Source organism: Pseudomonas sp. DR 5-09, from assembly GCF_001655595.1.
GTDB classification, from domain to species: Bacteria; Pseudomonadota; Gammaproteobacteria; order Pseudomonadales; family Pseudomonadaceae; genus Aquipseudomonas; species Aquipseudomonas pharyngis.
This window is the reverse complement of the sequence record NZ_CP011566.1, coordinates 4201764-4212919: the sequence shown is the minus strand read 5'-3', so window position 1 is coordinate 4212919 and position 11156 is coordinate 4201764. Positions and strand designations below refer to the sequence as shown.

Sequence of the window (11156 nt, the reverse complement as noted above, 5' to 3'; positions counted from 1 at the left end):
ACAGGAAAAAGTGGATGTTTGGCGCCAGCAAACCCGTTGTATTCAGACTCGAGATAGAGGGTTTTCCCCACGACCTTCAGGTGTTCGAATTCCGGGCCCGGGAAGCGCTCAACCAAATCTACCAGGTCGAACTTGAGCTGGTCAGTGAACGCCGCGACCTTGATCTCGAAGCCCTGCTGCACCGGCCTGCCTTTTTGTCATTCTGCCCGGACGGCTCTGGCATTCACGGCCAGATCCATCGAGTCGCCCAAGGTGATTCGGGCACACGCTTGACCCGCTACCAGATTGTTCTGGTGCCCCATCTGGCCTACCTCGCCCATCGTCATAACCAACGAATTTTCCAGCATCAGAGCGTGCCGCAAATCATCGCCCGCGTGTTGAGCGACCACGGCATGCAGCCGGATGCCTGGCGTTTCCAGCTCAGCGCCGATTACCAGCCTCGTCTGTATTGCGTGCAATTTGAAGAGACGGACTTGTTCTTCATCCAGCGCTTGTGTGAGGAGGAGGGACTGCACTTTCATTTTCAGCACAGTCGCGACGGGCACCTGTTGGTATTCGGTGATGATCAGAGCGCTTTCCCCACGCCGGCTGCACCGACAGCTTATGCACAAGGCAGCGGCATGGTTGCCGAAACTGCGGTCATAGACCGCTTCAACGTCCGCCTGGAAACCCGCACCACGCACGTCAGTCGCCGTGATTACCACTTCGAAAAGCCAAGCGTGCAACTGGACGCCGAAGCCAAAGAAATGCGGCTTCCAGTGCTTGAGGATTACCGCTTTCCCGGTCAGTTCACTCATCGCGATCAGGGTAGACATCTCAGTCAACGCGCCCTTGAGCGGCATCGCGCCGATTACCGTCAAGCACAGGGGCGCAGCGATCAGAGCCTGATGCGCAGTGGCAGCTTCGTCGACATCAGGGAACATCCGCGCGCCGATTACAACGGTTTATGGCTGCTGACCCGTGTCGATCACGTTGGCCGACAGCCGCAAGTGCTGGAAGAGTCGGCGACCGATCTTGCTACCGCAGACGGCTTCACTCAGGGCTATCGCAACCACTTCGTCGCGACGCCCTGGGACGTCATTTTTCGCCCCGCCCTCGAACACCGTAAACCCCGAATCAACGGCAACCAACATGCTGTGGTGACCGGGCCGCCCGGCGAAGAGATTTACTGCGATGCCTACGGCCGGGTGAAAGTCCAACTGCTGTGGGACCGCGAAGGCCAGCTCAATGAACAATCCAGTTGCTGGTTGCGCGTAGCCACAGGCTGGGCTCATGACCAATACGGCAGCGTGCAGATTCCGCGCGTCGGCATGGAAGTGCTGGTCGGGTTCACCGAGGGGGATCCGGACAAGCCGTTCGTGCTGGGTTGCCTGCCCAACGCCGTGACACCAGTGCCGCTGGATCTGCCAGCAGAGCAGACCCGCAGTATCTGGCGCAGCCAGAGCAGCCCCGGTGGTGGCGGTTACAACGAGTTGCGCATCGAGGACAAGAAAGGCGCCGAAGAGATCGCCATCCGCGCGCAACGTGACCTTGTCCAGCTTGTGCTCAATGACCAGCGAGTCCAGGTCGACAATCAACGCACCGTGGTCGTTGGCGGCATTGCCAGTCATGAGCTGCACAGCGACGAACACCATCTGACCCACGGCAATCGCCTGACCGAACTCAAACAGGAAGATCACCTGTGGGTGCATGGCGACCGCCACATTCGGGTCGCCAGCCAACGGCTCAGCGCCGGTCAGCAAATCCACCTCGGGGCCGGTCAGCAAGTGGTCATCGACGGCGGCACCCATGTGACGATCAAGGCCGGCGGGCATTGGTTGACGCTGGGGCCCGAAGGCATTTGCAGCAGCGTGCCGATTCTTCAGGGCGGTGCGCCTGCGCCGGGAATGGCGGCGCAACCGCTGGTGCCGGGGGCGTTGCCATTGTTGAAAGTGGCATTTGATCCGGTTCAGCAACGCCACGCCCTGGTGTCTACGCGCACTTCGCGTTGTCTGATCTGCGAGGCTGCCCGCGCGTGAGCCTTTCGACCGGTCTGCCCGACGATTTGCCATGGACCCGACACCAGGCCTTTTTGCTGCTGGATGGGGCGACGATCAGTGATCTGCCAACGCGGTTGAAGCAGATTAACCCTTCGGTCAGCACATTTGCTCTGTATGACCAGCCACCCTTCGCGGCACTGCGCGATCTATCGCCTCTGCTCGTGGCCATCGAGCGGGCTGACGAGCCATTGGTACGGTTCTTCCTGCAACACGCAGCGCAAGAGTGGGGCGTGCTGTTGTTCAGCTGCGCGCCGATGCACAGCGTTGGTGAACACCTGCGCAAACTGCTGAGCGTCGAATTGCCGGCCGGGCAATCGGCGTTGTTGCGGTTGGCCGATGCCGGGGTGGTGCATGCGCTGTATGCCAGTGGCGATCAGCGTTTGTTCGGGCCTTTGACCTGTGTGGTGACGGCGGACTGCGTCAACGATGCCTGGCACGTCCATCGGCCTCGGCAGGCCGAGTGTCCGGAGCTGCCCGTCCCTTATTGTCTGAACCCGGAACAGAACGCGGCGCTGGATCAGGTGGATCGGCGCCGAGCGTTGCTGGATCTGGATGCGCATCTGTTGAAGCACTTTTCCCGATTTCATGTCGGAGAAACCCTGACCCAGCGCTGGCCAGCGCTGCAGCAAATGGAAGCCCAGGCCAGCGCGCTTGGCCTGAGCAGCCGATCCGAGTTGTTCAACTTCGCCAACCTGCTGGCGTTGCTCGACAGCCGCGATATCGCCCAACACCCGCAAATCCACCACTTGTTCCACACGCCTTCTCTGCAATAACCGGGCGAGCGCCTCACGCTGGCCGTTGATGTGGCGCAGCGTTGGGCCAGTCAAAGGGAACGCCCATGACCCATCCCGCCATCCTCGACGCTGCCGCCGCCTCGAAAGCCCCCATCGTTGCGCCCGCGGCTTGCCCGCTGCAACAAACCCATGTGCAACTGCTGCCGTTGAGCTACGGCCTGGTGGAAAGAGCGTTCGATCCGGGCACCGAATTGAAATTGCCGTACACCTTGACCGCCCGCCCGCTGGGCATTCGCCGGCTGCGCGATGGCTGGCTGTACATCATCGACAGCCTCAGCGGCCAGTTGTACGAATACCGAATGCTCGACGGTATCGTCACGGCCCTGCTGCACCAGGGCAAACAGGTCAGCGAGGATCAGCGCGCAGCGATTGAAGCGCATCCGGCGCTGATCTTTCCCCGGCAAAGTACGTTGTACGTGACCTTTGCCGAGGTGCAGTGGACGGCGGGCAAGTGCCATCAGGTGCTGGACAGCCGCGAAGAGCGCGAGCACTTCATGCAGGCGGTCGATCTTGCAGCGGTGAACTGTCTGACCGGTGGCGAGCATTTACTCACCGTGGAGCAGACCAGACAGTGGTTGGCGGAGGTGGCCGCCGGCGCGGAACCTGTCGCGGAGGTTGACGCAACGCGGATGCCAACCGTGCAGGTCAGCGACGCTCCCGAGCACGAACGCGAACCTTATCTGTGGGAGCAACCGCGGCGTTTTCGCCCAGCGCACATCGGCGAATTCCTCGGCCGGGTGCGCGGGCCCTATCAGGACGACACGCTGTTTCTGCTGGTCAACGACGATCTGGGTGTGATGCGCGATCTGGCCGAGTATCAGGACACCGTGGTCGGCTGGGTCGATGAGTGGAGCAACACCGGCAACAACGCGCGCGATTATCTGCTCGCCAGCTATATCGAGTCGCTGAGCCAACTGAGCGAGACCGATGTCGACGGATTGGCCAAGACCAGCGAACAGCCGCATGCCAAAGCCCTGTTTGCCGATCTGGAACAGTTGCCCGAGCCGGATCGCGAGAATACGCGCAAGGCGTTGCTCGATTATTTGAACAAGGGCGGGGATGTCCAAGCCGATGCGCCGGCGCCGCCCGAACTGCAAAAACTGCGCGCTCAGGGTTTTGATGACGGCATGGGACAGAATCGTCTGGCCCCTACGGCTGAGGTGGATCGGCGTTTTTATACGCGCCAGTACTTCGAAGCCGTCGCTCCCCAGGACTTTGTCGAACTGCATCTGGAGACGCTGATCCGCCTCGGCAAGGATCAGGATCGGCGCATCAAAGACGTGCTCGATGGCCCGCTACTCAGCGGTAAACGCGGTATCAACGATCTGATCGACCGCCCGGCGATGGACGAGCGACTGAACCTCCTGCGTGACGACCTCGGTCGCTGGAACCGCATGCTCGAACGCATCACCGCCGACCGCACGCAACTGCTGGTCGGCGGACGCTTCCATCGTTCAGCCTGGTACTACGACGCGCAAGTGGCGGCGCAACTCCATCAGGCCCTCAGCGCCGAATACGCCTGCCTCAAGGACCTGTGCCGCAGCGACGAAGCCAGCGAAAAAATGCTCGGTTATCTGGAGGAACACCCGGAACTGACCCGAACGGTCTTCTACACCTTGCCGCTGCGCCTGCAATCGGAGCAGAGCGGGCAATACTCAACGTTGTTCAACGCCCTCATGGCCACGTTCAACAACCTGCCGGACTGGCTGGCCAAGCTGAAAAGGATCGAACAACCGCAACTGCCGGCCCTCGATGAAATGCCCGAACACACCCGCGTCGTCGCGGCGGCGGTGCAGGACACCTACAGCCCGGCACTGAACCTGGGCCTGAACCGCGTGCTGGAAGGCTTCGACCTCTCGGCCGAGAAAATCCCCGACCTCGATGAACTGTTCCAGCGCCTGCCCAAAGCACTGCGCCTGCGCCTGTTCGACGCGGCAAAAACCAGCGGCGTGACCTTCACTGTCGCCAGCCCGGCTGAGCAGTCCGCGCTGCAAACGGTGATCAAGGAAGTTCTGCGCGAACGCGAATATCTCAAGACCCTCAACCGTGAGCGCAACCAGATCACCCACAACAAGAATCGTCAGGGGCACAAGACGGCGAGAGCGGTGGAGCTGCAGGAAGAGATCGTGCGGGTGCGGGCGCAATTGACGCAGATCGAAGGGCGATTGGCGGCAGCGTTAAGCCCGATTGAAGAACTGCCGGACCGCTCGGCCCGGTTGTACGGCGCGACGCCTGCGAGGGCAGGGGTGACGGTGGTATTTCCGCCGGCGCAGCAGCAGGAACTGCGCGGGTTGTTGGGGAATATCCGGATGGGGTTGGGCGGGGTATCGGCGGGGAGTCTGGTGAAGACGGAAGGGATGGGGTTGGTGGTGGTTTTGGTGCAGGTGGTGAATTTGGTGGGGGCAGCAAAGGAGCTGAAAAAACAGTCCAGAAACGAACGGAGCTGGGGGCCGGTTTTGAATGCCTTGATGGCCACCGGTGCTGCTGGGTTCACGGCGGCACAAAGTCTGGGTGATACGGCGTTGAAGGCTCGAAGTACAGAGCTAGTCGCAAATCTCCAGCGCCATGCACTGCAGAATGTGTATGTGCAGATGGGGAAGTTACACGTAGGGTTAGGAATACCCACCTATCTTTTTGGATTTATTTCTTCGCTTGCAAGTACGAGCGCTCATCGAGAGAAGTGGCAGCAATCAATTCGCGGCGGCAATCATTCTGCGCAAACTGCAGCCGAATTGGCCACACTAGGTGCCGGAGGAATGACCGCCATTAATGCTTACGGTTTAGGCAACACCTTGCATGCGGGTTACACCGTATTCTCGTCACCAAATCAGGCCGCACGAACAGCCGCTTGGGCTGCTGCGGGCACGCGTCTCTCTACTGTGTTTTTCCGCTTCAATCTAGCGGGGGCTTTGTTCACTGTATTGGAGTTGAGCGGCACTTGGCTGTTCAATCGCTACAACCTTAGCGCTCACGACAAGTGGCTGAAAATCACCCCTTGGAGCCGAAATGCCGAAATGCGCGGGGACCACTCGCTGGAAGACTATCAGAGTTATCTGGCCTTTCTGATCCACGCGCCTTACGCACAACTGGGCCTCAATCCGTATGACTCCTGGCTGAAGACCCTGCTATTCAAAGCCAGACCCAGCGATATCCACCTCGTGTTACCCAGGCTGACACTAGGTGATTTACTGCCGCCTCTGGGTGGGAAAGCTACTCATTTATTGGGCATCGGCGCTCACCGTATTTCAATGCCGCTTCACAGTCGCGGAACCCCACGAGAGCGCAAGGATGTGGTCAGCGAAGAGGTCCTCCGCAGCCTGCGCATCGTCAAGTCGTCATCGGAAGGCTTGGTGCTTTGCCTCCAGTACCCGATAGACCCGGATTCCGAGTACACCCCGACGAAAGAAACACTGGAGTTGGCGGTTTGTGTTCAGAACCTGAACGACAAAGGTGAATGGACATCCCGCACCCGTGTCATTCATATCGACCCAAGGGGAGAGGGGCACTTTGCAGTGCTTACTCCACAACTGGTAAAAGACAAGCCGCCGGTTCTACTAGTTGAAACGCAGTTTCTGGAGCATGCCGACCATGCCGAATAATCACGTCGAGCCGCTACTTATTACGCAAGTTGAGACACCTCGAACGGCAGGATATATCGAGCCGTTTCCGGGTGGCAGAGTTACCTATCTGGCTCCGTTGCCATTGCCTACACCGCTTCCACCTTTCGGCCCACACATTGGAGAGTTGAATGATGGCTATATGGACTTCGGTTTGGGATCACCTCAAGTATTTATGTGGCAAATGACTCTTGGAGGCCCCTTCAGCGTTGCATGCATGATTGCCTTTCTGTTTCCCTTAATTGGTGGCTTCCTGTTTTTCTTATTCGGCATGGGATGGGAGGACATAACTCATGCCATAAACGGGATTTTTCACGAGGCCTATGGAAAAGCATTTCTTGCCCTTTTCTGGGGACTACTTATCGGCCTCGGCGTCTGGCACCACAACCACAAAAAACGCGCCTCAATCATCCCGACCCGCTTCAACCGCCAACGCCGCGAAGTCTGCTTCATGCCCGAAGGCGCCACCGAACCGGTCTTCGTCCCCTGGGAATCTCTTTCCGCGTGGATCATCGAAGCCCAGGGCGCCACCCAATACGGCATCCACCGGCAATACGGCATGGGCATCGGCTTCTACCAAGGCGAAACCCTCACCAGCCTCGAATTCCAATGCGCCGGCCTGCCGCTTGCCATCAGCCACTGGGAGGCCATTCGCGGCTACATGGAATACGAAATCCACGACCTCAAATCGATTCAAGACCTTCAAGACCTGCAAGGCCCCGACGACCCACCCCACGAAGGACTGCACACCTTCCGCAATGCCCGCGCACGCATGCATCAGCAGATCCGTGAAGGTTCGCGCACTCGGTTATCCGGGTTTTTCTGGTACCTGTACCACGTCATGACCTTGTGGACGATTCCCAACCACCTCGTCGAATGGGAAGTGCGCCGTCTCGAAAGAATCGGCAAACAGGCACTGCCCGAAGCCATGCGCCAATGGTCAGAGCCACTGCCGGAAGATCAATGGGCCAAACCGAGTGAAGAGTTGCTGCGACTCAGTGAGCAAGTACGCCAACTGCAAAAACGCCAACCGCATCGGCCGATCACCGAGATTTTTGCCGAGGTGCAGCGCACGGCATCTACGGGTAAGCGCCGTGCATGAATTGTTTTCCCAAACAGCGCACGGGGGCCGAATTCACGCCAGCGAAGGAAACTCTGGAGTTGGCCGTTTGTGTTCAGAACTTGAACGACAAAGATGAATGGACATCGCGCACTCGTGTCATTCATATCGATCCACGGGGGGAGGGACATTTTGCGGTGGTTGCTCCGTAACTGGTGAAAGAGAAACCATCGATTTTGCTAGTTGAAACGCAATTACTGGAGCAGGCCGCTCATGCTGAATAATCACGTCGAGCCGGGAGTTATTCCGCAAGTCGAGACACCTCGAAAAGCAGGGGATGTCGAGCCGTTTCCGGGCGGTAAGGTCACCTATCTAGCCCCATTACCCTTGCCTGCACCGATTCCACCCTACGGCCCACATATTGGTGAGTTGAATGATGTTCATATGGACTTTGGGCTGGGGTCACCACAAGTATTTATGTGGCAGATGACTTTGGGCGGGCCATTGAGCTTGTCTGTCTTGGTTATATTTTTATTCCCGCTAATTACCGGACTGATGGGGATTAGTTTTGGGTATGGACAGGAGGCTATATGGGAGTCAATGGTGGGCATGTTCGAAACAGGCTATGAAAACTCGCTAATGGTAGACCCCCTTATTTTGCTCATTGGTCTCGCGGTCTGGCACCACAACCACAAAAAACGCGCCTCAATCATCCCAACCCGCTTCAACCGCCAACGCCGCGAAGTCTGCTTCATGCCCGAAGGCGCCACCGAACCGGTGTTCGTCCCCTGGGAATCCCTCTCCGCATGGATCATCGAAGCCCAGGGCGCAACCCAATACGGCATCCACCGCCAATACGGCATGGGCATCGGCTTCTACCAGGGCGAAACCCTCACCAGCCTCGAATTCCAATGCGCCGGCCTGCCCCTCGCGATCAGCCATTGGGAGGCCATTCGCGGCTACATGGAATACGAAATCCACGACCTCAAATCGATTCAAGACCTTCAAGACCTGCAAGGCCCCGATGACCCGCCCCACGAAGGCCTGCACACCTTCCGCAACGCCCGCGCACGCATGCACCAGCAGATCCGCGACGGTTCACGTACTCGGCTGTCGGGTTTCTTCTGGTACCTCTATCACGTCATGACCTTGTGGACGATTCCCAACCACCTCGTCGAATGGGAAGTGCGCCGTCTCGAACGGATCGGCAAACAGGCGTTGCCCGAAGCCATGCGCCAATGGTCGGAACCGCTGCCGAAAGAGCAGTGGGCCAAGCCGAGTGAAGAGTTGCTGCGACTCAGTGAGCAAGTACGCCAACTGCAAAAGCGTCAACCGCATCGACCGATCACCGAGATCTTTGCCGCGGTGCAACGCTAGTCCCAGGGGCAGTAGGGACGCAGGGTGGTCGATTGCATTGAGCGGCAGAAACGTGCTTCCCATCCCCTCTGCTAGTATTTGCCCCACTGCCTCCCGGAGATTGCCCCCATGACCGAGCCCATCCGTCTGACCCAATACAGCCACGGCGCCGGTTGTGGCTGCAAGATTTCGCCCAAGGTGCTGGAGGTGATTCTGGCCGGCAGCGGGGCGCAGAACCTTGATCCGAAACTGTGGGTCGGCAACGCGTCGCGCGATGATGCGGCGGTGTATGAAATCGATGCCGAGCGCGGGGTGGTGTCGACCACGGATTTCTTCATGCCGATCGTCGACGATCCGTTCGACTTCGGCCGCATCGCCGCCACCAATGCCATCAGCGACATCTACGCCATGGGCGGCGATCCGTTGATGGCGATTGCGATCCTCGGCTGGCCGGTCAATGTGCTGGCGCCGGAAGTGGCGCGAGACGTGATTCGCGGCGGGCGCGCGGTGTGCGATGCGGCGGGGATTCCGCTGGCCGGCGGGCATTCGATCGATGCGCCGGAGCCGATCTTCGGTCTGGCTGTCACCGGGCTGGTGGAAAAGCGCTTCATGAAACGCAACGACACCGCTACCGCCGGTTGCCTGCTGTACCTGACCAAACCGTTGGGCATCGGCATCCTCACCACCGCCGAGAAGAAGGGCAAGCTGCGCCCCGACGACATCGGCGTGGCCCGGGACTGGATGTGTACGCTGAACAAGCCCGGCAGCCGTTTCGGCAAACTGGCCGGGGTCACCGCCATGACCGACGTCACCGGGTTTGGCCTGCTCGGGCATCTAGTGGAAATGGCCGACGGCAGTCACCTGACGGCGCGGGTTTTTTATGACCGGGTGCCGCGGCTTTCGAGCATTGAGTACTACCTCGAACAGGGCTGCGTGCCCGGCGGCACTCTACGTAATTTCGACAGTTATTCGAGCCGCGTCGGGCGAGTGCAGGAATTGCACAAGCGCGTGCTGTGCGACCCGCAGACCAGCGGCGGGTTGCTGGTGGCCGTGACTCCCGAGGGCAATGCCGAGTTTCTCGCCGTCGCTGCCGAACTCGGCCTCGCGCTTGAGCCGGTCGGTGAATTGATCGCGCGACAGAGCCACGCGGTCGAGGTGAATTGATGACCGCCGACTTCACCGACTACCGCGACATCTTCCTCAACGATCGGCCGCTGATGGACGCCCGTGCGCCGGTCGAGTTCCACAAGGGCGCGTTTCCCGGGGCGGTCAATCTGCCACTGATGAACGACATCGAGCGGCAGCGGGTCGGCACTTGCTACAAACATCACGGTCAGCAGGCCGCCATCGAACTGGGCCATCAACTGGTCTCCGGCGCGGTGAAGGCCGAGCGTCTCCAGGCCTGGGCGGAGTTTGCCCGGACGCATCCCGAGGGTTATCTGTATTGCTTTCGTGGCGGCCTGCGTTCGCAAATCGTCCAGCAGTGGCTAAAGTCGGAAGCCGGCATCGACTACCCGCGTATCGGCGGTGGCTACAAGGCGCTGCGAGGTTTTCTGATCGACACCCTCGAATCGGCTATGGACGAGTGTGATTTCGTGCTGCTGGGCGGCATGACCGGCACCGGCAAGACCGAAGTGCTGGTGCAACTGCGCAACAGTGTGGATCTGGAAGGCCATGCCAATCACCGGGGCTCGAGTTTCGGCAAGCGCGCCACCGGTCAGCCGTCGAACATCGATTTCGAGAACCGGCTGGCCATCGACTTCCTGAAAAAGCGTGCGGCCGGCATCGATCAGTTTGTGCTGGAGGATGAGAGCCGGGTTGTGGGGAGCTGCGCGCTGCCCTTGCCGCTGTATCAGGGCATGCAGCAATACCCGATGGTCTGGCTCGAAGATCGTTTCGAGCAGCGCGTCGAGCGAATCCTGCGCGATTACGTGGTGGATTTGTCTGCCGAGTTTCAGGCTGTGCATGGCGACGAGGGTTTCGCGCGGTTTTGCGAGCGCTTGCTGGAAAGCCTCGACAACGTGCACAAGCGCTTGGGCGGCGAGCGGCATCGACGGATGCGGGTGTTGATGGAAGAGGCGCTGGCGGAGCAGGGCCGCAGCGGGACGGTGGAGTTGCATCGCGCGTGGATCGAAGGTTTGCTGCGCGAGTATTACGACCCGATGTATGTGTTTCAGCGCGAGAAGAAGGGCGGGCGGATCGAGTTTGCGGGGGAGCGGCAGGCCGTTATCGAGTACCTGCGTGAGCGGGTCAAACCCAAGGCCTGACGGGACCCCATCGGGCCCCGGAC

Annotated in this window: 7 protein-coding genes; all 7 read left to right on the top strand. The window is 59.8% G+C overall.

Annotation, left to right across the window (positions count from 1 at the left end; all coding sequences use genetic code 11):
- The first annotated feature begins 14 nt into the window (after nt 1–14).
- The 7 genes from PDR5_RS18885 (at nt 15) to mnmH (ending at nt 11133) form a co-directional block, all read left to right on the top strand.
- Complete coding sequence (locus PDR5_RS18885; RefSeq protein ID WP_064597951.1) at nt 15–2018, top strand: type VI secretion system Vgr family protein; 2004 nt, start codon at nt 15–17, stop codon at nt 2016–2018.
- A complete protein-coding gene (locus PDR5_RS18880) occupies nt 2015–2812 on the top strand; it encodes a DUF4123 domain-containing protein (RefSeq protein ID WP_064597949.1) in 798 nt (265 codons plus the stop codon). The genes PDR5_RS18885 and PDR5_RS18880 overlap by 4 nt, the downstream gene beginning before the upstream one ends.
- A gap of 41 nt (nt 2813–2853) precedes the next feature.
- Nucleotides 2854–6432, top strand: coding sequence for a toxin VasX (locus PDR5_RS30300; RefSeq protein ID WP_257784418.1), 3579 nt, complete (start codon nt 2854–2856; stop codon nt 6430–6432).
- Nucleotides 6422–7552 carry a hypothetical protein gene (locus PDR5_RS18870; protein WP_082934428.1) on the top strand — a complete coding sequence of 377 codons (1131 nt, stop codon included), beginning with the start codon at nt 6422–6424 and terminating at the stop codon, nt 7550–7552. The genes PDR5_RS30300 and PDR5_RS18870 overlap by 11 nt, the downstream gene beginning before the upstream one ends.
- 615 nt (nt 7553–8167) lie before the next feature.
- A complete protein-coding gene (locus PDR5_RS18865) occupies nt 8168–8887 on the top strand; it encodes a hypothetical protein (protein WP_237233728.1) in 720 nt (239 codons plus the stop codon).
- A gap of 108 nt (nt 8888–8995) precedes the next feature.
- On the top strand, nt 8996–10030 hold the full coding sequence (gene selD / locus PDR5_RS18860; protein ID WP_039770236.1) for a selenide, water dikinase SelD: 1035 nt from the start codon (nt 8996–8998) through the stop codon (nt 10028–10030).
- Entirely contained in the window at nt 10030–11133 is a 1104-nt protein-coding gene (mnmH, locus tag PDR5_RS18855; protein WP_064597943.1) for a tRNA 2-selenouridine(34) synthase MnmH, read from the top strand. The genes selD and mnmH overlap by 1 nt, the downstream gene beginning before the upstream one ends.
- Nucleotides 11134–11156: the final 23 nt, after the last annotated feature.

What these genes read in the sequence shown, in the direction of transcription:
- PDR5_RS18885 (WP_064597951.1), top strand. Translation starts at nt 15, where the DNA reads ATGTTTGGCGCCAGCAAACCCGTTGTATTCAGACTCGAGATAGAGGGT.
- PDR5_RS18870 (WP_082934428.1), top strand. Translation starts at nt 6,422, where the DNA reads ATGCCGAATAATCACGTCGAGCCGCTACTTATTACGCAAGTTGAGACA.
- selD (WP_039770236.1), top strand. Translation starts at nt 8,996, where the DNA reads ATGACCGAGCCCATCCGTCTGACCCAATACAGCCACGGCGCCGGTTGT.
- mnmH (WP_064597943.1), top strand. Translation starts at nt 10,030, where the DNA reads ATGACCGCCGACTTCACCGACTACCGCGACATCTTCCTCAACGATCGG.